This is a genomic window from Bradyrhizobium sp. 155 (assembly GCF_023101105.1).
Lineage (GTDB): Bacteria > Pseudomonadota > Alphaproteobacteria > Rhizobiales > Xanthobacteraceae > Bradyrhizobium > Bradyrhizobium canariense_D.
Genome location: NZ_CP064704.1, coordinates 5,801,310 through 5,825,089, shown reverse-complemented (window position 1 = coordinate 5,825,089; position 23,780 = coordinate 5,801,310). Strand labels below are relative to the sequence as shown.

Below are 23,780 nucleotides of genomic sequence, written 5' to 3'. Positions count from 1 at the left end.
CAATTGCCCGGCCTTCGCCGGGACGACTGTGGTGATCGGCGTTGAGCAGCCAGCCCAGCCAGCCTTGACGTCGTCCCCGCGCCATGGTGAGTATCCGCCCATGAGCACCGCCGTCCGCCCATCCCGTCTTTGGTGGCGCACCTCCTGAGAGGTGGCCGGTGCGATTTATTCTCCCAAAATCGTCTGAGGTCGCCCACGCAGTGCGGCGGCCTGATCGTTTGTCCTGTGTGGCGTTCCCTCGACAAGTTTCGTAAGAGGACCCCATGAACAGGACCGTCTTTGCCCTTCCGGCTCGAAGCGACTACGTGACCCGCGCAGGGCTTGCGATCACGCGCGTGGCGGAACAGTTTTCCGGCGGCGCCAACCGGCTCGACGATCTCGTCAGCCTGCTCGACCGTCGCCGCGGCGTGGTGCTGTCGTCGGGGACGACCGTGCCCGGCCGCTACGAGAGTTTTGACCTCGGCTTCTCCGATCCGCCGCTCAAGCTCGAGACCACCGGCGTCAATTTCAAGCTGGAAGCGCTGAACGCGCGCGGGGAGGTCCTGATCGCCTTCCTTGCGGATGTCTTGCGCGAGCCCTGCGTCGTGATCTCCGAGAAGACGCCCACGCGCCTTGCGGGTCATATCGTCCGCGGCGAAGCCCCGATCGACGAAGACCAGCGCACGCGGCGCGCCAGCGTGATGTCGCTGGTGCGCGATCTCGTCGCCGCTTTCTCCGCCAATGACGACGGCGTGCTCGGCCTGTTCGGCGCCTTCGCCTACGACCTCGTGTTCCAGATCGAGGACCTCGTGCAGAAGCGCGCGCGCGAGAGCGACCAGCGCGACATCGTGCTCTACGTCCCCGATCGCCTGCTCGCCTATGACCGCGCCACCGGCCGCGGCGTCGTGCTCACATACGATTTCGCGTGGAAGGGCAAGTCCACCGCGGGCCTGCCGCACGAGACCGCCGAGAGCCCCTACCTCAAGACACCGCGCCAGGGTTTTGCCGATCACGCCCCCGGCGAATATCAGGCCACTGTCGAGACCGCGCGCGCTGCCTTTGCGCGTGGCGATCTGTTCGAGGCGGTGCCGGGGCAGCTCTTCGCCGAGCCCTGCGACCGCTCGCCGGCGGAAGTGTTCCAGCGGCTCTGTGTCATCAATCCGTCGCCCTACGGCGCGCTGATGAATCTCGGCGAGGGCGAATTTCTCGTCTCGGCCTCTCCGGAAATGTTCGTGCGCTCGGACGGACGCCGGGTCGAGACCTGCCCGATCTCGGGGACGATCGCGCGCGGTACCGATGCGATCGGCGATGCCGAGCAGATCCGCCAGCTCCTGAACTCCGAGAAGGACGAGTTCGAGCTCAACATGTGCACCGACGTCGACCGCAACGACAAGGCGCGCGTCTGCGTTCCCGGCACCATCAAGGTGCTGGCGCGCCGGCAGATCGAGACCTATTCAAAACTGTTCCACACCGTCGACCATGTCGAAGGCATGCTGCGTCCCGGCTTCGATGCGCTCGACGCCTTTCTCACCCACGCCTGGGCCGTCACCGTCACTGGCGCACCAAAACTCTGGGCGATGCAGTTCGTCGAGGATCACGAGCGCTCGCCCCGCCGCTGGTATGCCGGCGCGATCGGGGCGGTGAATTTCGACGGCAGCATCAACACCGGCCTCACCATCCGGACCATCCGGATGAAGGAGGGCCTCGCGGAAGTGCGTGTCGGCGCCACCTGTCTGTTCGACTCCGATCCCGCCGCCGAGGACCGCGAATGCCAGGTCAAGGCCGCGGCCCTGTTCCAGGCGCTGCGCGGCGATCCGCCGAAGCCGCTGTCGGCCTTTGCGCCCGACGCCACCGGAAGCGGCAAGCGGGTACTGCTGATCGACCATGACGACAGCTTCGTCCATATGCTGGCCGATTACTTCCGCCAGGTCGGCGCCGACGTCACCGTGGTCCGCCATGTGCATGCGCTCGACATGCTCAAGCAGAAGCGGTGGGATTTGCTGGTGCTGTCGCCAGGGCCGGGCAGGCCCGAGGATTTTGGGATCAAGAAGACCATCGACGCGGCGCTGGAGGACAAGCTGCCGGTGTTCGGCGTCTGCCTCGGCGTCCAGGCGATCGGCGAGTATTTCGGCGGCGAGCTCGGGCAGCTCACGCATCCCGCCCATGGCCGGCCCTCGCGGGTTCAGGTACGTGGCGGGCGGCTGATGCGCAATCTGCCGAACGAGATCGTCATCGGCCGCTATCACTCGCTGTATGTCGAGCGCGACAGCATGCCGGAGGTGCTATCCGTCACCGCCAGCACCGAGGACGGCGTCGCCATGGCGCTCGAGCACAAGACCCTGCCGGTCGCCGGCGTGCAATTCCATCCGGAATCGCTGATGTCGCTGAGCGGCGAGGTGGGCTTACGAATTGTCGAGAACGCGTTCCGCCTGGATGCGTCGCGCTGATTGAGAGGCACCATGACTTTTGACCATGATCTGAAGGCGAGCGTCCGCACCATCCCGGACTATCCGAAACCCGGGATCTTGTTCCGCGACATCACCACGTTGCTCGCAGATGCGCGTGCGTTCCGCCGTGCGGTCGACGAACTCGTCAATCCCTGGGCCGGCAACAAGATCGACAAGGTCGCTGGCATGGAAGCGCGCGGCTTCATCATCGGTGGCGCGGTGGCGCACCAGGTTTCGGCCGGCTTCGTGCCGATCCGGAAAAAAGGCAAGCTGCCGCACACCACCGTGCGGATCGCTTACTCTCTCGAATACGGCATCGACGAGATGGAGATGCATGTCGACGCCATCCAGCCGGGTGAGCGTGTGATCCTGGTCGACGACCTCATCGCCACCGGCGGCACCGCGGAAGGTGCGGTGAAGCTGCTGCGCCAGATCGGCGCCAATGTGGTCGCCGCCTGCTTCATCATCGATCTGCCCGATCTCGGCGGCGCCGCCAAGCTGCGCGCGATGGACGTGCCGGTGCGCACGCTGATGACGTTCGAGGGGCACTGAGGGCACGGCACGGCTGGCGACGTTCAGATCGGCTCGGCCTTTAGCTCCGACAGCCAATGCAGCATGCGCTCTTTGAGGAGCGCATTCCTGACATAGTCGCTCGCCTCATCTTTCAGCCGCTCGCATTCGCCGAGTGTCAGGCCTGCCTCACCGTGCATGTTCCACGCAGTCTGGAGTCTACGGCAGGTGTGGCTACCCTGGCGCAGCGAGAACCAGATGCGATTCTGGATTGTCTCGAGGTTCGAGGCTTGGCCGACCCAGGCCTCGCCCGAGGCCGCGCAGCGGACGACGTAGATGCCGGCAACGGTCTTCCGCTCCTTATAGGCGGCGATTGCTGCTTTACGGTCGATGCTCACGGTGAAGAGGCCTTGCTGAGGAACGATGGTGCGTACACTCAGTAACCGCAACGTCGCTGGGCGTCAATATTATCCGGGTAAAATATTCAGGACCGTTGCAGGATCAGGCTGAGCTCGAGTTCGCGGAAGGCGAGGTAATTGCGCCGGGTCCATTGGTGCAGCTCGGTCGAGGCATCCTTCTCCTGGCGAAGATAGCCGGTGAAGGAGAAATTCAGGCGGCTGATATAGGTCTTCAGGAATCCGGGCAGCGCCGGCAGGCGCAGCAGCCGGCCGCCGGCCATCGCTTCCGGCAGCTCGCCGCGCACGATGTGCTCGTTGTCCACCGTGATCAGGTTGATCCGCGGGATCTGTTCGCGCAGCATCTCGTGGGCGCGGGCCGAGACGCGGTCGGTGTCGGCGACGAACAGGATCATCGGCGCGACGTGGCGGCGCGCAGCCTCTTTCAAGAGGCCGATCTCCTCCGTCATCTTGAAGAACTCGTCAAAGGCGTGGAAGCCGAGGTCGATCACCTTGGCAAGCCCGTCATCGACGATGACACGATCCATCAGCTGCATCTTGCCGTAGGTGTCGATCACGTCGGCGGTCTCGGTGATCGTTGGCAGATAGTCGAGCAGCGACGGCTCCTTCAGGTTGACGTCGAAGGCCACGACGTTGCCGTTCTTGAGCAGCAAAAATTCGCTCAAAAGCCGCGCCAGCAGGGTCTTGCCGACCTGCGGGCGGGGCGAGCAAATGATGTAGAGGGGCGTTGCGGACATCGATAGCTATATCAGTCGAACTTGGCGACCAATCCAGCCGTATCCGCCCGGCTTGCGCAACTATTTTTCGCTGTTGCGGGCCCCGGATTTCGTCGAGCCGACGATATCGGTCAGCCGGATCCGATCGAACTCACTCCAGACGTTCGCCAGCCAGTGTCGGACATAACCACGCAGCACGAAGGAGTAGTTGGCGGCCTCGTCGTTGACGCCCTTGTTGGCGACGAATTTCAGGAATGGGACGGAGGACACCTCGACCTGCTCATAGGCCATTTCGTTGAGCTTGGGGATGGTCAGCTCGGTCGCGTCCTTGATGCGGTTGAAATACGATTGGTAAGTCGACTGATCCCACTGGAAGAACTGAGTATCGTTGATGAAGTTCTTCACCAGGAAATATTTCGCGCCGCCCATGAAGCCCGCGGTCTCGGCGATCTCGTCCAGCGAGGCGATCGAGGGTCCGAGGATGTGGAACACGGCAAAGGTGATCTGGCCGGCCTTGGCGGCGTCGAGGAATCCGATGTCGCGCAAGGAGGCGAGCGCCGGCGAGAGCAGGCCGGCCCGGACGTCGATCACGGTGACCGACGGGCTCGTCGCGTTGAGCGTATCGAAGATCTTCATCTGATCCGACGTCGTCGTCATGTCGACGATCTCGGTGATGTCAGGATGGAAGCGCTTCAGGGTTCCGCGCGGCGATTCGGTGTCGAAAGCGCGCGTCGGCACGTTGTTGGCGGAAAAATAATCGAGCAGGGTGCGCGACACCGTGGTCTTGCCGACCCCACCCTTGTCCGCGCCCACCACAACCACTGCCGGCTTTGCCATTGCTGTCCCCTAACGCGCGCCCCCGATCGCGAGGTTGCAATCGGACGGGCCCCAAATCGATGTCGCAGACATGTCCCAAGTCTGCTGTTGGGCGCGAACATGGCAGAAACAAGGGAGAATTCAATTCCGCAGGGCCCAGTTATGGCAATTCCCGAGGTTTTTCCCAAGCACGACGAATCCTGCCGGGCATGGCGTCAAATCACGCTCAATGGCGGCCCCAAGGACCCAAGGAATTGCCCAAGGGATTGCTTACTCGATTGCCTATCGGGTTGCTGCTGGCGGTTCCGGCGGAGCTGGGTGCGGGCAGGGGCGGCGGACTGGCCGCGCCGCCTACGTCGTTCCAGGGCCCCTGGCGCGGTGGCGGTCGGACGCCCTGCTGGTCGGCTGCGTGTCTGGCTCCTCGGCCTCGTCGGCGGAAAGCGGCAGCGGGCCGGGATCATGGCCGCCGGCGAACTTGACCAACGCGTCGACTCGCGACTGCACCGAGGGGTGGGTCGCGAACAAATCGGCAAAACCCTCGCGCGGATTGTCGACGCAGAGCTCCATCACTGCCGAGGTTGCGCCCGGCAGCTCGCCGCGGTTCTCGATCTTGCGCAGTGCCGAGATCATGGCGTCCGGATTTTTCGTCAGCTCGACGGAGCCTGCGTCCGCGAGATATTCGCGCGAGCGCGACAGCGCGAGCTTCACCACCTGAGACAACAGCCAGGCCACCACGATCAGCACGACCGCGATGATGATGACGATCACCGCGCCGCCGCCCGAACTCTTGCTGTCGTTCGACGACGAGGACGATCGTGAGGAGGAGGAGCCCGACGACCACGAGCCGCCGGAGCCGGAGCTCCAGCTGAAATTCGTGAACAGGCGGAAGAACAGTTCGCCGAAGAATCCGACCACGCCCGCGATGATGACGGCGACCACCATGAGCTGCACGTCGCCGTTCTTGATATGGGTCAGCTCGTGACCCAGCACCGCCTCGATTTCCTGGTCGTCCAGCGCATTGAGGAGACCGGTGGTGACGGTGACCGAATATTGCCGCGGGTTGAGGCCGGTCGCGAACGCGTTCAGCGCCGGGCTTTCCATGATCTTCAGCTTCGGCATCGTGATGCCGCGCGAGATGCAGAGATTTTCAAGCAGATTATAGAGCCGCGGCTGCTCCTGCCGGGTGACGTCGTGGCCGCCGGTCACCGCATCGATCATCGACTGGTGGAAGAAATAGGCGATCACGATCCAGGTCGCTGCCACGACGGTCGCAACCGGTGCGGCGACTTTCAGATCATAGAAGGCGCGTCTCAGATAATGGAGGACGGTCTCGTCGCCATTGATGACGGCTTCGGCGATCAGCGCGCCGGCATAGACCAGCACGTAGACCAGCGCGAACAGACCGGCGAGCAGGAGCATCGAACGAAACTTGTTCGAGGCGATGTGCGTGTAGAGACCATACGCGGCCATGACGCGATGCCCTGCCGGCCTATCGGCTCAACTCAGAATTTCACCTGCGGCGTGGCCTCGACCTCGGTGCGGCTGGCGCCGAGATCGAAGAAGTCCTTTTTGGTGAAGCCGAACATGCCGGCGAACAAGGCTGCCGGCATCTGCTGGACGCCGGTGTTGTATTCCTGGACCGCGCTGTTGAAGAAGCGTCGGCTGGCCGCGATCTTGTTCTCGAGATCGGACAGCTCGCTGGCGAGCTGCTGGAAATTGGCGTTGGCCTTGAGGTCGGGATAGGCCTCCGACAGCGCGATCAGTCGGCCGAGCGCGCCGGAGAGCTGGGTCTCGGCCGCGGACACCTGCGCCGGTCCCTGCGCCGACATCGCCGAATTGCGCGCCTTGATGACGTCGTCGAGCGTGCCGCGCTCATGCGAGGCATAGCCCTTCACCGTCTCGACCAGGTTCGGGATCAGATCGTGGCGCTGCTTGAGCTGCACGTCGACGTCGGCAAAGGCCTGGCCGACGCGCTGGCCCAGCGCCACCAGCCGATTGTAGGCGGCGAAGGCAAAGAACACGAGGACGACGATAACGCCGAGAACGATCCAGCCGGTCGACATGGAGAACTCCTGAAGGGGGAAGAAGGCGGGCGCTAGGGTAGACCAAATTGACGCCGAGCGAGAGCCCGGTACAGACGAGAGGTAAGACTTGGTCGGATGAGGGACTATCCGAGTTCAAGGCGAAAGCGCCGGAGCAGGTTAACTTTCGGACAGGATGGCATCACCCCAGCGCCAGCGGCGGGCGCTTGCATAGGCGACCTTGTCCCGCCGTGGGACTTTGGCGAGTTCGACGCCTTGCTCGGTGCAGAGCTTTGCCGTGATCTCGGCCTTGCCGAGATCCGGCGGCGCCAACACGCGCGCGGCGCGGGTGGCGGGAGGCCTACGGGTTAGCGCCACGTAGATGAATCGCTCGTCCTCGAACGGCACCTCGGCGCCCTTGATTTGGCGGTGAGCCTGCGAGCGCGGCAAGCGCTGGGAGAAATGGCACCAGTCGGGCGCCGTCAGCGGACACGGCTTTTCGTGCGGGCAGGGTGCGGCGACATAGGCGCCCGCCGCGATCAGTTGCTGGCGCAAGGTGAGGATGCGGGCGTAGCCGGCGGGCGTGCCGGGCTCGATCACGACCAGCACGTGGCGCGCTTTCGCCCACATCGCTTCCGCGAGCTTGCGTTGATCGCCCTCGCTGAGCTCGCCGATGACATAGCTCGCGACGACGAGATCGGCTTGCGAAACCTCAGCGAGGTTCGCGCCGGCATCGCCCGGCAGATAGCGGCAATTCGCCAGACGCGTGCTGTCGCGCGCCAGTTCGAGCGCGAGACGGCTCAGCGTGGCGTTGGCATCGAGCAGGGTGAAGGATTGCAGCGACGGAAAAGCTTCCGCAGCGGCCCAGCTCGCGGTGCCCGGACCTGCGCCGACGTCGAGCAGCGTTTCCGGACCGAGGTCCGGTGCGACCTCGGTCAGCGCATTCAGACTTGCCGCCACCGCAGCGTAGGTCGCCGGCATCCTCGCGAGCGCATAGGCGAGCGCATCGGCCTCGGACTTGATCGTGCCGGAGCCGCCCCCTGCACGATAGGTGGTCGAGATTTTCTGCGATCGCTGCGCAGCGTCGGTGCGCGAGAACCCCTGGAGCTTGCCGTCGAGGGCCGCTTTCAGTTCGGCGGGGAGGGTGGGTGAGATCATCATTCGTGGTCATCATCCGCTTGCGCGGATGACGACGTCAATGGGTGCGTGACGGGAGCGGACTCACGCCACGTTCTGGTCGAGAATGTCCACCGCCTCTTGCAGGTTCACCGACACCAGTTGCGAGACCCCGCGTTCGGCCATGGTGACGCCGAACAGGCGGTTCATCCTCGCCATCGTGATCGGGTTGTGGGTGATGATGATGAAGCGCGTGTCGGTCGAGGCGGTCATCTCGTGCAACAGGTTGCAATAGCGCTCGACGTTGTGGTCGTCGAGCGGCGCGTCGACTTCGTCCAGCACGCAGATCGGCGAGGGATTGGTGAGGAACACCGCGAAGATCAGCGCCATCGCGGTCAGCGCCTGCTCACCGCCGGAGAGCAGCGATAGCGTCTGCGGCTTCTTGCCCGGTGGCTTGGCGATGATTTCGAGGCCGGCTTCAAGAGGGTCATCGCTCTCGATCAAATGCAACGCGGCTTCGCCGCCACCGAACAGCTCGACGAACAGGCGCTTGAAGTGGTTGTTGACGACCTCGAACGAGGTCAGGAGCCGCTCGCGAGCTTCCTTGTTGAGGCTCTGGATACCCTGGCGCAACCGCTTGATGGCCTCGACGAGGTCGTCGCGCTCGGTGACCAGACCATTATGCTGGGTCTCGACCTCGCGCAGCTCTTCCTCGGCGCGCAAATTGACCGCGCCCAGGCGCTCGCGATCGCGGCGCATCTTTTCGAGGTCTTCCTCGATGTCGTGCAGCGGCGGCAGCTCGGCGCCGGGCTCGATCTCGGCGAGCCCGGCAACGGCCTGCGGCTCGACTTCGAGCATGTCGCGGATCTCGCGCTCGATGTCATCGAGCCTGCGCCGCGCGCTTTCCATGCGCTCCTCGGCGCGGGCGGTGGCCTCGCGCGAGCTCGACAGCGCCTCGAGCGTCAGCTTGGCGACGCGATCGGTTTCGGCCATCGCGGTTTCCGCGCTGGCGAGCGCGTCGGCGGCCATGCGGCGGTCGTTTTCGGCATATTCGATCTCGGTGATCAGCGCGCTGCGCTTCTCCGCGAACACGGCCGGCGCGTTCTCGAGATCGCTGCGCTCGATTGAGACTTCGGCGATGCGCGCCTGGATGGTGTCGATGTGGGAGGCCGCGCTCTCCTTGCGGTTCTGCCACTCGGTGCGTTCGGCGAGGATCGCCTGCACGCGGCGGTCGGCCAGCTCGGCTTCGCGCGCCAGCGCCTGTGCCTCGGCCCGGACCTGGGCGGCCATGCGACGATGACCTTCGATGTCGCTGCGGACAGCGGCGAGACGGGTTTCGGTGTCCTCGCTCGACGGCAGCTCGGAGATCCCGGCTTCGGCGTATTCGTAGGCGGCTTCGGCCTCGGCGCGGTCGGCGGCCAGACGGCTGTGCGCTTCCGACAGCGTCGCCTTGCGTGCAGCGTGGCGGCTGATCTCGCGCTCGACCGTGGCATGGCGCTCGCGCGCGACGTTGAGTTCGCGCTGCGCAGCGCGCCAGGCTTCGCGGCTCGCACCTTCGGTGCTGGCGGCCATCTGCAGCTCGGCCTCGGCGTTCTCCAGCGCCTGACGCTTGATCTGCGCGTCGATGCGGGCCTGCTCCAGCTCGTTCTCGATGTCGATGAGGCGGGCGCGCTCGGCAAGCCGCCTTGCTGCGCCGGTCGGCGCGTGGGCGGCTGCGACAAAACCGTCCCAGCGCCAGACGTCGCCTTCGGGCGAGACCAGCCGCTGGCCGGTCTTGAGCTGCGAGACCAGCTCGGCGCCGCGCTCGCGCGGCACCACGCCGATCTGCGCCAGGCGGCGGGTCAGCTCGGCCGGGGCCTGCACGTGGCTGGCGAGAGGCACGACGCCTTCGGGCAGTTCCGGATCGCCGTCGGTGACGCCGGCATTGGTCCAGCGCATCGGCGCGGACGGATCGACCGGGGCGTCCAGATCGTCCCCAAGGGCTGCGCCGATCGCCTTTTCAAATCCCTTGTCGACGGTGATGCCGTCGATGATCGGCGGCCACAAATTCTTGGTCTCGCCGTTGAGGATCTTGGAGATCGTGCGCGCCTCGGTATCGAGCCGCTGCACGCGCTTGTCGGCTTCGACCAGCGGCGAGCGCGAGGATTCCAGCGTCTGCCGCGCGGCGACGTGCGCGGCTTCGCTGGCCTGAGCGGCGGCTTCCGAGGCCGCCAGCGTCTGCTCGGCGCTCTCGACCGTCGCGGTCAGCTCGTCGAGATCGCCGAAGCCGCCGGTCTCCTCGGTGAGCTTCTGCTCTTCCGCCGCGACGTTCGAAATCTCCTGGTCGAGCCGGGCGAGCTTGTCGCGGTGGGTGCGAACGTTGGCTTCGAGTTGGTTGCGCTTGGCGGTGAGGTCTGCGAGCGCGGTGGTGAGCTCGGCGAACTGCTGCTCGGTTTCGGTCAGCACCGCCTCGGCTTCGGCGACACGCTCGTCGACGCCGGAGCGCTTCTCAACGCGCGACTTGATCTCTTCCTTCAGCTCGGCATCTTCGGCGTCGAGGCGCTGCAGCGCGATATCGGCGTCCATGGTCTGCTGCTGGGCGCGCGAGATGTCGCCTTCGAACTGCGCGAGGCGCCGCTCGAGTTCCGCGACGCGCTCCTTGGCGCGCTCTTCCTCGCGATCGAGCAGCTCGCGGGCGTTGGTCAGGCGCTGCAGCCCCGCTGCGGCGCGCGCTTCGGCATCGCGCAGCGCCGGCATTTCGGCGGCGCGAATCGCCTGGATGCGAGCGGCCTCGGCCTGGTGCTGGGTCCGCTCGGCCATCTCGCGGACCGCGAGATCGTGGGTCTGGCCGGATTCGTTGACGTCGGCATGGGCGCCGATCCAGCGCAGATGGAACAGGGTTGCTTCGGCCTTGCGGACCTTGGCCGCAACTTCGCGATAGCGCACGGCCTGGCGGGCCTGCTTCTTGAGGCCTTCCATTTGCCCCGCGAGCTGGCCGATCACGTCCTCGACGCGGGTGAGATTGGTTTCGGCCGCCTTGAGCCGCAGCTCGGCTTCGTGGCGGCGGGCGTGCAGGCCGGCCACGCCGGCGGCGTCTTCCAGCACGCGGCGGCGCTGCTCGGGCTTGGCCTGAATGATCTCGCCGATCTTGCCCTGGTGGACGAGAGCCGGCGAGCGCGCGCCGGTGGCGGCGTCGGCGAACAGAATCTGCACGTCGCGGGCGCGCACGTCGCGGCCGTTGATGCGGTAGACCGAACCGGCCTCGCGCTCGATGCGGCGGGAGATTTCCAGAAGCTGGCTGTCGTTCATCGCCGCCGGCGCGGTGCGATCGGAATTGTCGATCGTCATCGTCACTTCGGCGTGGTTGCGCGCGGGGCGATTGCCGGAGCCGGCGAAGATCACCGCGTCCATGTCGGCGGCGCGCAGCGACTTGTAGGAGGTCTCGCCCATTGCCCAGCGCAGCGCCTCGACGAGATTCGACTTGCCGCAGCCGTTGGGCCCGACCACGCCGGTCAGGCCGGGCTCGATGACGAAGTCGGTGGCCTCAACGAAGGACTTGAAGCCGTGAAGGCGCAGGCGGGTGATTTTCATAAGCACGCATCTCTGTTGGCAGGCGCGAATCCCCCTGCCGGGACAATACCATGGAAGGCAATGTCGGTATCCGGGCGAGTCGCGCGAGGCGCCTCATGCGGCTGGACAATGGCCGCGGTGCGCTGCGAGGGCAACCGGCGAAAGCCGCTTTTCCCAAGGGATTTATGCCGGGAAAGATACGGCTATCGAGATGCGAATCAGGATTGCGCCGTGCGAATCAGCTCTTGAGCAGCGGATTGATCTTCTTGGCGAATTCCTCGAACGAGGTCTCGCCCTTGATCTTCTCGCCGTTGACGAAGAACGTCGGCGTCGAATCGACCTTCAGAACGTCGCTGGCATATTTCTGGTCGGCGGCGATCTTGTCGAGCAGCGCCTGGTCCTTCAGGCAGGCCTCGACCTGCTGCTGGGTGAGACCGGCCTGCTTGCCGATCCGCGTCAGGGTCTCCGTGGTGTTCTTCACGACCCAATCGTTCTGCTGGCGGAACAGCATGTCGGTGACGGCAAAGTATTTCGGCGCGTCGCCATTGGCGATGCAGCGCGACAGCATCGAGCCGGCGGCGGCTTTGATGTCGAGCGGGAACTCGCGGAAGACGTAACGCACCTTGCCGGTGTCGATGTATTCCGACTTGATCTTGGGAAACACTTGCTCATTGAAGGCCGCGCAATGCGGGCAGGTCATCGAGGCGTATTCGGTGATGGTGACGGCGGCGTCCTTCGGGCCCAGCGCCATGTCGGGCAGCGACACCGGTTTGGCCACGTCACCAGCCGCTGCCTGCGCCATGGCTTCAGGGATCATGGCATCGGAGATGAATCGCAGCGGAGAGAACCCGGCGAGCGCGGCAAGCCCGGTCAGCGACAGCATCGAGGTGAAGGCGCGGCGGGTGATGATCAAGGTCGGCTCCCGGATTGGCGTGGTCTCGCCCGAATTCCCATTCAGACGGCCTGTCGCTAGCTTGAAACGTCGTTTGAGGCAATGGCGAGCGGCAAGGACAGGTCCAGTTTGGCCGCAGAATAAGGCTCAATTTCGCTTGATGGCGGCCCCGAGGCGCGCCAGCGCCGACTTCAATTGTTCATCTTCGATATCGCCCAGGCGCTCAGCCACCTCGGCCACCGATTTGGCGTCCGGCGGGCCGGGCCGGGTCGGCCGGCGGGCGCGTGATAGCGGAGCCTGGCGAAAGGCCAGCTTGCCGACCGCGCTCCAGCCGAAGAAGCGGTTGACCCGCTGCAGGATCACATCGGCGGAGTGCTGGATCTCGAGCGCCATCGGCCCCTCGACCCGCAGCACCAGCGTCGCCGGCTCCTGCGGCTGACCCTCGACCGGCCGCGGCCATTGCATCTTGAGCGGCTCGGCGTGCGCCGCGATCTCCGGCCCGGCAATCTGCGCCCATCGCGTCACCAGCTCGCGCGCGGCAAATCCCTGCTTGGCATAGGCCTCGGCAAAGACGTCGTTGAGCAGGAGCGATAGCGGCTTGGCGCTGATGGGACCGGGTTTGATGGGTCGAAGCTTGGACATGGGACCTTATAGCACTCCGGGGCGTCGGCCGCAGGCTCTTCACCGCGAAGAAAAACGTGGATGCCCGCGACATGCGTGGGCACGACGTGGAGAGATCGACGCATTGCCGTTACAGTGCGGACATGAGCCCCAAATCCGCCCTCAAGGCGAAATCGGAACCAGTTCCGCCGGAGACCCCATCGCGTCCGCTCGCGCTGCTCCAATGGTATGACCGCCACCGCCGCCGATTACCCTGGCGGGCTCCGCCCGGCGAAGCATCCGACCCTTACCGCGTCTGGCTGTCCGAGATCATGCTGCAGCAGACCACAGTGAAGGCGGTCGGGCCCTATTTCGAAAAATTCGTCTCGCGCTGGCCTGATGTCACCGCGCTCGGACGGGCCTCGCAGGAGGACGTGCTGCGGATGTGGGCCGGGCTGGGCTATTATTCTCGCGCCCGTAATCTCCATGCCTGCGCGGTCGCGGTGACGCGCGAGCATGGCGGCACCTTTCCCGACACCGAAGTGCGTCTGCGCGCGCTGCCGGGCGTCGGGCCCTATACGGCGGCAGCGATCGCGGCGATAGCGTTCGATCGACGCACCATGCCGGTCGACGGCAATATCGAGCGCGTGGTCTCGCGGCTCTTTGCAGTTGAGGAAGAGCTCCCGCAGGCCAAGCCGCTGATTCAGGAGTTGGCTGCGACGCTGCTTGCCGATTCTCGCGCCGGTGATAGCGCGCAGGCGCTGATGGATCTGGGCGCCTCGATCTGCACGCCGAAAAAGCCGGCCTGCTCGCTATGCCCGCTGAACGAGGGCTGCACGGCGCGCGCGCTGGGAACGCAGGACACGTTTCCGCGCAAGGCCGCGAAGAAGAGCGGCGCGCTACGGCGCGGCGCCGCTTTCGTTGTCACGCGCGGCGACGAGCTTCTCGTCCGCACCCGTCCCGAAAAGGGGTTGCTCGGCGGCATGACCGAAGTACCGGGGTCGGACTGGCTGGCCGGGCAGGACGACGCCAAGGCAAAACGGCAGGCGCCCGAGTTGAAGGGGCTGTCGCGCTGGCAGCGCAAGGTCGGCGTGGTCACCCACGTCTTCACGCATTTTCCGCTGGAACTGGTGGTCTACACGGCGAGGGTGGAAGCGCGGACGCGGGCACCCGCCAGCATGCGCTGGGTGCCGATCGCCACGCTCGCCGATGAAGCATTGCCCAACGTCATGCGTAAGGTGATTGCGCATGGATTGGACCCTAGCAGCCCATCCTGCTGACAAAATGCTGGCAGCAGGCCTGCGTTAGCTGTGGTAGGCAACGGAGGCTCGCATGATCAAGACCGCGCTCGACAACTTTCCCAGGCCGCCCTGTGCCGAGCTATTGGGGTGGCGCCTGCTCGATGCCCGACCCAGGGAAGGCTGGATCAAGCTCGCCTTCGACGGCAAGCCGGAGTTCTGCAATCCGGCCGGCTTCATCCAGGGCGGCATGCTCTCGGCCATGCTCGACGACACGATGGGCCCCGCCGTGCTGGTGATGAGCGAGGGCAGGCTCTACACCACCACCATCAGCATGACCGTGAATTTCCTGGCGCCCGCAAAGCCCGGACCGATCATCGGCGAGGCCAAGGTGACGCAGCTCGGCAAGACGATTGCGTTCGTCGAGGCAAAGCTGATGGCAGAGGACGGAACGCTGCTGGCGACGGCGACGGCGAGCGAGCGGCTGCTGGAGGCGGCGAGGGTGGTGGGCAAATAGCTGCCGCGCAGTCTTTTTTCCTTCTCCCCTTGCGGGAGAAGGTGGCGCGAAGCGCCGGATGAGCGGTTTGTCTCGGCGAGTTCAAATGAGAGTTAGACTCGCGGAGACAGACCTCTCACCCGAGTGAGCTTGCGTCTAGCGGCGTCGCTGCCCTCTCCCGCAAGGGGCGAGGGCGCATCAACGTGCGTCTCGCTTCGTGCGAATACTCATTTCGTCGCGCGCGCGTCCTTGCTCACGATCGGCGGCTTCGCATTCAGCGCTTCCACCTGGAAGCCGGCGACGCGCTTGTAATTGGCGGCAACATCCTCGAGCTCCTGTTGCGACAGCACGTCAGTGACGACCTTGTAGCCGTCGGGCGCGCGCTCCTCGACCAGCTGCATCACCTGCTCGGGGCCGTTCTTGCGGTTGAGCAGGACGAGACTGGTGGTTGCAGGCCGCCGCTCGGCCTCATAGGCGAGCAGGGCCGCTTGCGTCGGGCCGTGCGCCAGGATCTCGCGCGTGATGGTGCGCGCATCGAGGATCGCCTGCGAGGCGCCGTTGGATCCGATCGGATACATTGGATGTGCGGCGTCGCCCATCAGCGTGACGCGGCCGAAAGTCCATTGCGATACCGGATCGCGGTCGACCAGCGGATATTCATAGGCGTGCGGGCAGTTCTTGATCAGGCCGGGCACGTCGAGCCAGTCGAACTGCCAGCTCTCGAACCAGGGTAAGAACTCCTCCAGCCGCGCGGTGCGGTTATAGTCCTCGCGCCGCCATTGATAGGTCGGCGGCATGTGGCGCTCGGCAACCCAGTTGATCAGATGGTTGCCCGCGGCGTCCAGTTCCTTCGAGATCGGATAGCAGACGAATTTCAGGATCTCGTGACCGGCCATGATCATGGTGCGGCCGCTGAGGAAGGCTTTTGCGGGCGTGACGCCGCGCCACAGGATGCGGCCGTTCCAGATCGGCGGGCCTTCGTCGGGATAGAGTTTTTCTCGCGCGGCGGAATGGATGCCGTCCGCGGCGATCAGGATCGTGCCGTCGTAAGTCCCCGCGGCCTTGCCGGTGGCCTTGTCGACGAAATCGGCGCGCACGCCGTCGGCGGTTTCGCTCCAGCCGGTCAGATGATGGCTGGTGAGGATGTTGTCGCGGCCGAGGCGCTCGATGGCGGTGTCGAGCAGCAATTGCTGGAGCGTGCCGCGATGGATCGAAAACTGCGGCCATTTATAGCCGGCCTCCAGCCCGCGCGGCTCGCTCCAGATCGGCTTGCCGTGCTTGGAGAAATAGGCAAGCTCGCGGGTGCGCACGCCCCTGGCATCGAGCTTGTCCATCAGCCCGAGCTCGATCAGCTCGCGCACCGCGTGCGGCAGCACGTTGATGCCGACACCGAGCGGCCGCAGTTCGGCGGCGCTCTCGAACACTTTCACGGGAACGCCGACTCCGTGCAGGCTGAGCGCAAGCGTCAGCCCGCCGATGCCGCCACCGGCGATGAGTACGGTCATGGGAAAGCCCCTCCAACTCGGGGCGTCTTGGCACAGCCGGGCGCCGGTGGGCAACTGCGAAGAGAGGTTCGTGCTATGGACCTCGGGGCCCGCAGCCGTTACCTTCCGGCTTTCCCATGAGGTCCGACATGCTCAAGCTCTACTACGCCACCGGCACCTGCGCGCTCGCCACCTACATCACCCTGGAAGAAGCCGGCGCCGACTACGCGGCGGAGCGGCTGAGCTTCAAGGACAACCAGCAGAACAGCGTGGAGTACCTCGCGATCAACCCGAAAGGCCGCGTCCCCGCGCTGGTGACCGATCGCGGCGTTTTGACCGAGACCCCGGCGATGCTCGCCTATCTCGCGCAGACCTTCCCCAAGGCGAAGCTCGCGCCGCTCGACGATCCCTTCGACTTCGCCCAGGTCCAGTCGTTCAACTCCTACCTCTGCTCGACCGTGCACATCAACCATGCCCACAAGATGCGCGGCGCACGCTGGGCGAGCGAAGAGAGCTCGTTCGCCGACATGAAGGCGATGATCCCGAAGACCATGGGCGCCTGCTTCGCCCTGATCGAGCAGAAGATGTACAAGGGGCCGTGGGTGATGGGCGAGCAATACACGATCTGCGATCCTTATCTTTACACCCTGTCGACCTGGCTCGAAGGCGACAGCGTCGACATCAACGCGACGCCCAAGATCGCCGACCATTTCAAGCGCATGTCCGACCGCCCCGCCGTGCGCAAGGTGATGGACGCGCAGAAGGCGTAGGAGCGCGGCAATATATTCCCCTGTCGTGCCGGGCAAGCGTCAGCGCAGACCCGGGACCCATAACCACAGGGAGAAGTTGTGACGCAAGCTGACAATCACGAGTCTTCGCCAAACCACGTCCTGTGGTTATGGGTCCCGGATCGGCGCTCCGCTTCGCTGCGCTTGTCCGGGACGACACCATTTGCTTTGAAGTTGCGTCCTATCCAGCGCGCCCTTTCTTCTCCAAATCCCGTCCCGTCTCCAGCATTAGCCGCCGCAACCAGATCGAGCCCGGATCCATCTGGGCGCGGGTCGGGTAGAACATGAACTGCTCATCGATGCCGGGGTCGAGCGGCGGCGTCACCGTGACGAGGCCGAGCTGCTTGGACAGCGCCGCGATCAACCGGCGCGGCACGAAGGCGACGAGGTCGGTACGGGCGGCGACGTGCAGCGCTTCGAGATAACCCGGGACGACGAGAGCGATATGCCGGTCTATGCCCTTGGTGCCCAGCCAAGTGTCGATGAGGTCCTCCGGCTGGCCGCGGATGATCACGCCGACATGGCGCGCGGCCAGGAACGTCTCGCGCCGCTTCAGCTTCGTGGTCATGGGGTGGCCGCGCCGCACCGCCAGCGCGTCGCTGTCGGTGTAGAGCAACTGGCGGTGAAATCCCTTGAAGGCGTTGCCGATCGAGATCACGAGATCGATGGTGCGGGCGAACTCGGCGTGGAAAATCGCCGGTCCTCGCCACGGCACCACGTCGATGCGGACGTTGGGGGCGGCCTGCGTCACCTTTTCCATCAAGGGCGGCATCAACAGCTCGACCGCGAGGTCCGGCATCATCAGTCGGAATTGCCGCTCGCTGCGCGCCGCATCGAATTCATCCGATACGAACAGCCCGCGCACCTGGTCGAGCGCCTGCGCCAGCGGCGCGCGCAAGGCTTGCGCCCGCGGCGTCAACTCCATCCGCGCGCCTGTGCGTACCAAGAGCGGATCGCCAAGGATGTCGCGCAGACGCTGGAGCGCATGACTCGCCGCCGGCTGCGACAGCCCGATCCGCAATGCGGCGCGGCTGACGCTGGCCTCGCGCAGCAGCGCGTCGAGCGCGGTCAGGAGATTGAGGTCGAGCGAATTCAAATTCATGAGGCGAATAGATATCATATCCACTATCGATTTGAAGAATTTAGCACCGGCGGCGATGATTTCCGTGTTCTCACCAAAGGAGATGCCGCCATGAGCGCGAGCGCCAACAAGAAACTGATGCAGGATATCTTTGCAGCCGCCGCCAGCCCCGATCCGGCTGCGCGCGACCGTGGCTTGTTCACCGAAAGTCTTGCCGACGACGCCAAATGGATCGTGACCGGCCAGTATTCCTGGTCGCGCACCTTTTCGGGCAAACAGGCGATCCTCAACGATCTGCACGGCTATGTGCGGACCCGCCTTGTCGACCGGACGCGGACGGTCGCTCATCGCTTCATCGCCGACGGCGATATCGTCGTCATCGAAGCAAAGGGCGACAATGTCACGCCAGAAGGCGTGCGCTACGACAACGACTATTGTCTCGTGTTTCGTCTCGAGGACGGCAAGATCAAGGAGATCCGGGAATATTGCGACTCGGTGCTGACCGAGAAGGCCCTTGGTCCGTTTCCACAAACGGCCGTGAGGGCCGCGAGCTGAGCGGATCGAGCAGCGTCGCCTCCGTCGACCGGTGCCGTCCGCCGCGGTCGGCGAGGGGCGTGTTGGTCTGGCGCAGGCCGGACCAGCTGCAGCGGCCTGCATGCCGCTGCGGGCTTCTCGCTAAAACCTTGCTCACCTGCCGATAAAATCAGCAGATGTTGTACCATCCGACGGATGCGCGCGCGAAAAATTTGAAGGTTCAATTAACGAGTGTCCCCCATTGTGTCGCGGTGCAGCGTGGGTCGCGAACAACGCGACGCGCGGCTGCCAGAGTGGCCGGTGACGATCGCCGGATTAGGCCGGCCGCTCGAATTGACATGCATCTGGGTGGACAGTGGGAATGCCGAGTTTTCGTTTGCGGATCAGGGGACGCCTGTACGCAGGTTTCATGGCCTTGGTGGCGGTTGGTCTTGTGATGGCGGTGGTCGCCATCTGGAATTTGCGATCCGTCCAGGATCAGGTCGCAAAACTCTCCGCGTTGTCGGACAGCACGGCGCGCGTCCTGGAGATATCGACCCATCTTCAGGCCATCCAGCGGGCCAATCTGCGCTACATTTACGACGCCAACGAGCCTGCGATGCGGGAGGCTGCCGAGCGAGAGGCCGCGGCGACCGGGCTGTTGCAGCTGGGAGCAAAGGGCACCCTCTCGGAGGAGCGGCGGAAGCTCTACGACGATCTGATCGCCGACATCGCCAAAATGAAAAGCCTGCGCGACAGTCTCGGCGACGCCGTCAACGAGGCGCGGACCGGCAAGGCGACGCTGTTGCCGAGTGGCGAAGAGCTGACCGTCAAGATGGCCAAGCTGGTCGATGTGGCCCGTGCCGCCGCCGACGACGACACGGTGTCGCTCGTCGCGGACCTCGAGTCCCGGGTCCTGCTGGTTCGAATCGCGAACTGGCGCTTCCTCGCTCTGCGCGACGCCATCGGGCCCACCGCCTTCAGAACCAATGTCGACAGGGCGGTGCAGCGGCTGGCGGCCGTCGAAAGGAGCCCGCAGGCGGCGGACCTTCGCTCGTCTCTGACGCCTGTGAAGACCGCCCTTGGTATCTACAAATCCGCGTTCGAAACCACCTCTGCGGCGATGCTGCGGTCCGACGAGATCTACCACAAGGATCTCGCACCGCTCATCTCCGCCAGCATAGCCAAGCTCAAGGTCGCGGAAACCGCCTTGAAGACGGATTACAATGATTCGCGCACCGCGGCCGATGCTGTGATCGACGGCACGACCTCGCTGCAGGAGATCGCGGGCGGCCTCGCCGTCCTGTTCGGACTGATCGTCGCCTTCCTGACCGCCCGCAGCATCGTGCGGCCGCTGACCTCGATGACGCGCGCAATGGGGCTGCTTGCCGGCGGCAATCTCGCCGTCGAGATCCCCTCGCGCGGCAAGGTCGACGAGATCGGCGACATGGCCAAGGCGATCGACGTCTTCAAGACAAACATGATCGAGACCGAACGGCTGCGCCAAGAGCAGACCGCAACCGAGGCCCGGCAGGCCGAGAGCCGCAAGGCCGACATGGCCCGGCTCGCCAGTCAGTTCGAGCAGGCGGTGGGCGAGATCGTCGATACCGTATCCTCGGCATCGCACGAGCTCGAGGGCTCGGCCGGCACCCTGACCGCGACCGCGAGGCGCGCTCAGGATCTCTCCACCGAAGTGCAATCCGCCTCCCAGGAAGCCTCGGCCAATGTGCAGGCGGTCGCCTCCGCGACCGAGGAGTTGTCCTCCTCGGTGACGGAGATCGCGCGCCAGGTGCAGGAATCGGCGCGCATAGCGGGCGAAGCCGTCGGTCAGGTAAGCAAGACCAACGCGCGCGTCAGCGAGCTCTCCAAGGCTGCAGCCCGCATCGGCGACGTGGTCGAGTTGATCAGCACCATCGCCGGCCAAACCAACCTCCTGGCGCTGAACGCCACCATCGAGGCGGCGCGCGCGGGTGAAGCCGGCCGCGGCTTCGCCGTAGTCGCCTCGGAGGTCAAGGCGCTCGCCGAGCAGACCGCGAGGGCCACCGGTGAGATCGCCCAGCAGGTCTCGGGCATCCAGGCTGCGACGGAGGAGTCGGTCGGCTCGATCAGGGAAATCAGCGGCACCATCGAGCGGCTGTCGGAGATCTCGTCGACGGTCGCCGCCGCCGTGGAGGAGCAGGGTGCGGCGACGCGGGAGATCTCCCGCAACGTCCAGCAGGCGGCCCAAGGCACGCAACTCGTGTCGTCCAACATCGGCGACGTGCAGCGCGGGGCGTCCGAGACCGGCTCGGCGTCTTCGCAGGTGCTCTCGGCGGCACGCTCGCTGTCGGCCGACAGCAACCGCTTGAAGCAGGAAGTCGCCAACTTCCTGAACTCGGCCCACGCCGCCTGAGCCTCAAGAAGCAAAAGGCCACGCGCACGCGCGTGGCCTCGCATTGTGACCTGAGACGATCAGGCGACTTTCGTCGTCATGTGCTTGAACATGTTGCTGCGGGCCTCGTCGTCCATCTCCGCCTTGAAGGTGAACTTGTCCTTCAGCGCGATCGCGCGCGCCGCCGCGGGCCGCGCCGTGACCTCGTCCACCAGCCGCTTGACGTTCGGGTATCGCGCGAAGGCATCGTCGCCGAGCTTGAACGGCACCATCCGCGCCCAACCCCACAGCGCCATGTCGACGATCGAATAGCTGTCGCCGACCATGTAGCGGCGGCCTTTGAGGTGGCCGTCGAGAATCTTGTAATGGCGATCGGTCTCGAACTGATAGCGGTTATGTGCGTAGTCGTGGTTCTGGTCTTTCGGCGCAAAATGCTTGAAGTGCACGGCCTGGCCCGAATACGGCCCGACGCCGGTGGCGACGAACATCAGCCATGACAGCATCTCGCCGCGAACATTGGCGGCCGGCAGGAATTTGCCGGTCTTCTCGGCGAGATACAGCAGGATGGCGTTGGAATCGAACACGATGGTGCCGTTGTCGTCGATCGCCGGCACCTTGCCGTTCGGATTGATCTTCAGGTAGTCCGGCGTGAACTGCTCGCCCGTGCGGGTGTCGATCTTCACCGGCTCGAAGGGCAGGCCGGCCTCTTCGAGATAAAGCGCGACCTTGGTCGGGTTCGGCGAACCGTTGAAATAGAATTTGAGCATCGGGCATCTCCCCTGTGTTTGTTGGCTGAGAGTGGAGTCAGCAACATGTCCGCAAGCGGCCTTGTCTTGCCTGAACCTTATCGGGGAGGGCAACCGGCGAGTTTGCCGGGCGGCGTCTGCGCGTCACGCAGATCAGCCGGCGTAACAAAGGCCGATCGCCGCCGTAATGACCATGGCCGCGCCCACGACCTCCAGGCGCAACCCGAGCCGGGTAGCGATATGCATGTCGGAGGCCCGCGCCGCGCGCTCCGATCCGCGCGCGTAGCCGTGAACGATGACGTCGTGATTGAAGCTGTCGTGGGCCTCGTTGCTGCTGGCGAGCCCGACACAGACCACGAGCACGCCGAACAAGGCGAGGCCGAAAAATCCCAGCAGCGCGATCAGGAACATCGGAAACATGCCGACCAGAAAGATCGGCAGCAGCGGCACCAGCAGCAATGTCTCGGACTGTCGTCGCATGGCTCGACCGATCAAGACGGGGCGTAGGCGGTCAATCTAGTCCCGCCGGCCGCTGTATTCAACCAGTCTCGTCATTCCGGGGCCGCGCCAGGAGGCGCGCTCCGGGACGACGAAAGGAAGGCTACCCCGCCGCCATGCCGGCGCGGATCTCGGCGCGCAGCTCGTCGATCAGCTTAAGGCCCTTCTTGGTCTCGATGTGCCAGAAGGTCCAGCCGTTGCAGGCTTGCGCGCCCTGCGCCACTGCGCCCATGCGGTGGATGGAGCCGACCTTGTCGCCGAACATGATGGCGCCGTCGGCACGCACCAGCGCGCCGAGTTTCTTCTTCGCGTCGAACAGCTTGGTGCCGGGCATGATCATGCCACGCTCGATCAGCTCGGAGAACGCCACACGCGGCGCTTCGCGCGCCGTCATGAACGGGGCGAGGCTTGCCTCCGGAAGCGGCTCGATCGCGGCGATGCGCGCTTCGGCCGCTTTCGCATAGGTCTTGTTGCGCTCGAAGCCGATATAGGAGCGGCCGAGGCGCTTTGCGACCGCGCCGGTGGTGCCGGTGCCATTGAAGGGATCGATCACGAGATCGCCGGGTTTGGAGGACGACAGCAGCACGCGCGCCAGCAGGCCTTCCGGTTTCTGCGTCGGGTGCACTTTCTTGCCGTCGGCGCCCTTGAGGCGCTCCTCGCCGGTGCAAAGCGGGATCAGCCAGTCGGACCGTGCCTGCACGTCCTCGTTGGCGGCCTTCAGCGCCTCGTAGTTGAACGTGTAGCCCTTGGCCTTCTCGTCCCGCGCGGCCCAGATCATGGTCTCGTGCGCATTGGTGAAGCGGCGGCCGCGGAAATTCGGCATCGGGTTGGTCTTGCGCCAGACGATGTCGTTCAGCAGCCAGAAGCCGAGGTCCTGCATGATCGCGCCGACGCGGAAGATGTTGTGATAGGAGCCGATCACCCAGATCGTCGCCGACGGCTTCATCGCGCGGCGGGCGGCGAGCAGCCAGGCGCGGGTGAAATCGTCATAGGCGGAGAACGAATCGAACTTGTCCCAGTCGTCGTCGACCGCATCGACATGAGATTCGTCGGGGCGCTTGAGATCGCCCTTAAGCTGGAGATTGTAGGGTGGATCGGCGAACACCAGGTCGACCGAACCAGCCTGAAGCTTCGACATCTCGGCGACGCAATCGCCGAGGACGATGCTGTGCGAAGGAGACTCAAAATTTGTGCGGGGCGCCTTTGCAGACGCCCCGCGACGCGACTCTACCATGACTCAAGAACTCTGACTCAGGCGACGCTGTCGGCGACGCGGGACCAAACAACCGACTGACCGTTACATTGAAGCGGCAAAGTAAAAATCGACTTAACCCGTGGCTTTCGTGAACAGCCCTCACATCGCGCCTTGCACGCGGCTCGCTCCGCGCATTCTCCATGTTTTGCAGTGTATTTCGCGTTTCTTCGCGTTGCGGCTGTGATCGGAGCGCAAAAAGACTCAAAATTCCTCTCGGAAAAAATTGCTCGATGCCCGGAAAAAATTGC

20 protein-coding genes and 1 pseudogene are annotated in these 23,780 nt (G+C 64.9%); 7 read left to right on the top strand and 14 right to left on the bottom strand.

Annotation, left to right across the window (positions count from 1 at the left end):
* The first annotated feature begins 263 nt into the window (after positions 1–263).
* Both IVA93_RS28140 and IVA93_RS28135 read left to right on the top strand, forming a co-directional pair.
* Complete coding sequence (locus tag IVA93_RS28140; RefSeq protein ID WP_018454937.1) at positions 264–2,426, top strand: anthranilate synthase component I; 2,163 nt, start codon at positions 264–266, stop codon at positions 2,424–2,426.
* 12 nt (positions 2,427–2,438) lie between these two features.
* On the top strand, positions 2,439–2,978 hold the full coding sequence (locus IVA93_RS28135; protein WP_007595035.1) for an adenine phosphoribosyltransferase: 540 nt from the start codon (positions 2,439–2,441) through the stop codon (positions 2,976–2,978).
* A 23-nt stretch (positions 2,979–3,001) separates the two neighbouring features.
* Here the strand turns inward: IVA93_RS28135 and IVA93_RS28130 are convergent, their stop codons facing one another.
* From IVA93_RS28130 to IVA93_RS28090, 9 genes and pseudogenes are all read right to left on the bottom strand, one after another.
* Positions 3,002–3,334: a GIY-YIG nuclease family protein gene (locus tag IVA93_RS28130; protein ID WP_018454936.1), complete on the bottom strand. Its 333-nt coding sequence runs from the start codon at positions 3,332–3,334 to the stop codon at positions 3,002–3,004.
* Positions 3,335–3,420: 86 nt separating this feature from the next.
* The gene (locus tag IVA93_RS28125; RefSeq protein ID WP_018454935.1) at positions 3,421–4,089 is read right to left on the bottom strand and encodes a hypothetical protein; all 669 of its coding nucleotides are present in this window, start codon (positions 4,087–4,089) and stop codon (positions 3,421–3,423) included.
* 60 nt (positions 4,090–4,149) lie between these two features.
* Positions 4,150–4,905, bottom strand: a complete 756-nt coding sequence (locus IVA93_RS28120) for a P-loop NTPase family protein (RefSeq protein WP_018454934.1) — start codon at positions 4,903–4,905, stop codon at positions 4,150–4,152.
* A gap of 205 nt (positions 4,906–5,110) precedes the next feature.
* Positions 5,111–6,354: pseudogene (locus tag IVA93_RS28115) on the bottom strand (M48 family metallopeptidase).
* Between the two features lie 32 nt (positions 6,355–6,386).
* On the bottom strand, positions 6,387–6,947 hold the full coding sequence (locus IVA93_RS28110; protein WP_018454933.1) for a LemA family protein: 561 nt from the start codon (positions 6,945–6,947) through the stop codon (positions 6,387–6,389).
* A 138-nt stretch (positions 6,948–7,085) separates the two neighbouring features.
* The gene (locus IVA93_RS28105; RefSeq protein ID WP_018454932.1) at positions 7,086–8,066 is read right to left on the bottom strand and encodes a small ribosomal subunit Rsm22 family protein; all 981 of its coding nucleotides are present in this window, start codon (positions 8,064–8,066) and stop codon (positions 7,086–7,088) included.
* A 60-nt stretch (positions 8,067–8,126) separates the two neighbouring features.
* Positions 8,127–11,591 carry a chromosome segregation protein SMC gene (gene smc / locus IVA93_RS28100; RefSeq protein ID WP_018454931.1) on the bottom strand — a complete coding sequence of 1,155 codons (3,465 nt, stop codon included), beginning with the start codon at positions 11,589–11,591 and terminating at the stop codon, positions 8,127–8,129.
* 217 nt (positions 11,592–11,808) lie between these two features.
* Positions 11,809–12,483 (bottom strand): DsbA family protein, encoded by a 675-nt coding sequence (locus tag IVA93_RS28095; RefSeq protein ID WP_018454930.1) that lies wholly within the window; start codon positions 12,481–12,483, stop codon positions 11,809–11,811.
* A gap of 126 nt (positions 12,484–12,609) precedes the next feature.
* Complete coding sequence (locus IVA93_RS28090) at positions 12,610–13,104, bottom strand: DUF721 domain-containing protein (RefSeq protein ID WP_018454929.1); 495 nt, start codon at positions 13,102–13,104, stop codon at positions 12,610–12,612.
* Positions 13,105–13,226: 122 nt separating this feature from the next.
* Here IVA93_RS28090 and mutY point away from each other — a divergent pair, with 122 nt between their 5' ends.
* Complete coding sequence (mutY, locus tag IVA93_RS28085) at positions 13,227–14,342, top strand: A/G-specific adenine glycosylase (protein ID WP_018454928.1); 1,116 nt, start codon at positions 13,227–13,229, stop codon at positions 14,340–14,342.
* A 52-nt stretch (positions 14,343–14,394) separates the two neighbouring features.
* Positions 14,395–14,817: a PaaI family thioesterase gene (locus IVA93_RS28080; protein WP_018454927.1), complete on the top strand. Its 423-nt coding sequence runs from the start codon at positions 14,395–14,397 to the stop codon at positions 14,815–14,817.
* 206 nt (positions 14,818–15,023) lie between these two features.
* Here IVA93_RS28080 and IVA93_RS28075 read toward each other — a convergent pair whose 3' ends face one another.
* The gene (locus tag IVA93_RS28075; protein ID WP_018454926.1) at positions 15,024–16,301 is read right to left on the bottom strand and encodes a flavin-dependent oxidoreductase; all 1,278 of its coding nucleotides are present in this window, start codon (positions 16,299–16,301) and stop codon (positions 15,024–15,026) included.
* Positions 16,302–16,429: 128 nt separating this feature from the next.
* On the opposite strand from IVA93_RS28075, the gene IVA93_RS28070 reads away from it, so the two are divergent.
* Positions 16,430–17,050 (top strand): glutathione S-transferase family protein, encoded by a 621-nt coding sequence (locus IVA93_RS28070; RefSeq protein ID WP_026232844.1) that lies wholly within the window; start codon positions 16,430–16,432, stop codon positions 17,048–17,050.
* 199 nt (positions 17,051–17,249) lie between these two features.
* Here IVA93_RS28070 and IVA93_RS28065 read toward each other — a convergent pair whose 3' ends face one another.
* Positions 17,250–18,170 (bottom strand): LysR family transcriptional regulator, encoded by a 921-nt coding sequence (locus tag IVA93_RS28065; RefSeq protein WP_018454924.1) that lies wholly within the window; start codon positions 18,168–18,170, stop codon positions 17,250–17,252.
* A 90-nt stretch (positions 18,171–18,260) separates the two neighbouring features.
* Here IVA93_RS28065 and IVA93_RS28060 point away from each other — a divergent pair, with 90 nt between their 5' ends.
* Together IVA93_RS28060 and IVA93_RS28055 are read left to right on the top strand one after the other, a co-directional pair.
* A complete protein-coding gene (locus IVA93_RS28060) occupies positions 18,261–18,704 on the top strand; it encodes a nuclear transport factor 2 family protein (protein ID WP_018454923.1) in 444 nt (147 codons plus the stop codon).
* A gap of 340 nt (positions 18,705–19,044) precedes the next feature.
* A complete protein-coding gene (locus IVA93_RS28055) occupies positions 19,045–21,054 on the top strand; it encodes a methyl-accepting chemotaxis protein (protein ID WP_247789278.1) in 2,010 nt (669 codons plus the stop codon).
* 59 nt (positions 21,055–21,113) lie between these two features.
* Here the strand turns inward: IVA93_RS28055 and IVA93_RS28050 are convergent, their stop codons facing one another.
* From IVA93_RS28050 to IVA93_RS28040, 3 genes are all read right to left on the bottom strand, one after another.
* Complete coding sequence (locus IVA93_RS28050) at positions 21,114–21,800, bottom strand: glutathione S-transferase family protein (protein WP_018454921.1); 687 nt, start codon at positions 21,798–21,800, stop codon at positions 21,114–21,116.
* Positions 21,801–21,932: 132 nt separating this feature from the next.
* Positions 21,933–22,259 carry a hypothetical protein gene (locus IVA93_RS28045; protein ID WP_018454920.1) on the bottom strand — a complete coding sequence of 109 codons (327 nt, stop codon included), beginning with the start codon at positions 22,257–22,259 and terminating at the stop codon, positions 21,933–21,935.
* A gap of 121 nt (positions 22,260–22,380) precedes the next feature.
* Positions 22,381–23,511, bottom strand: coding sequence for a site-specific DNA-methyltransferase (locus IVA93_RS28040; protein WP_026232842.1), 1,131 nt, complete (start codon positions 23,509–23,511; stop codon positions 22,381–22,383).
* Between the last annotated feature and the right edge of the window lie 269 nt (positions 23,512–23,780).